The following is a 366-nucleotide window of genomic DNA, read 5'->3' as shown; positions in this document are numbered from 1 at the left end:
CATCAATGGCTAGGTGTTGTATCGCTCCTCTCGTTTTAGTCTTAAATGAGACCTCAACTTGCTTGGCTCTACGACTGATGCAGGTGTAATGCGGACAACTTAACGGAACATGGGCTAACCTAAATATCGAGTCGATAAATCCTCGCAGCGCTGTCGTGATAGCTAAACCACTGAACCGACGTGGCCTCCCGCGCTTATTCTGTTTGCTTTGCGCCCAACCGCTTATTGCCTCTTCATCAATCTAAAAAGTCAGAGAGCCACGGTTAATGAGTGATTGGTTGTATTGCTTCCAGTTGGTTGTTTTATAAAGAGGTTTAGGAATAGGGCTACGAGAGAGTGGACGTAGCTGATCAGATCGTAGGTTCT

The 366-nt window shown here is 46.2% G+C and carries 1 pseudogene; it reads right to left on the bottom strand.

What is annotated here, in order from left to right:
* Window positions 1-322: pseudogene (locus AB4589_RS20315) on the bottom strand (transposase); the annotation flags it as partial.
* Between the last annotated feature and the right edge of the window lie 44 nt (window positions 323-366).

Source organism: Vibrio sp. 10N.222.49.A3 (assembly GCF_041475145.1).
GTDB classification, from domain to species: domain Bacteria; phylum Pseudomonadota; class Gammaproteobacteria; order Enterobacterales; family Vibrionaceae; genus Vibrio; species Vibrio tasmaniensis_A.
The sequence above is the reverse complement of the archived record's forward strand: the minus strand, read 5'-3'. Positions and strand labels throughout refer to the sequence as shown.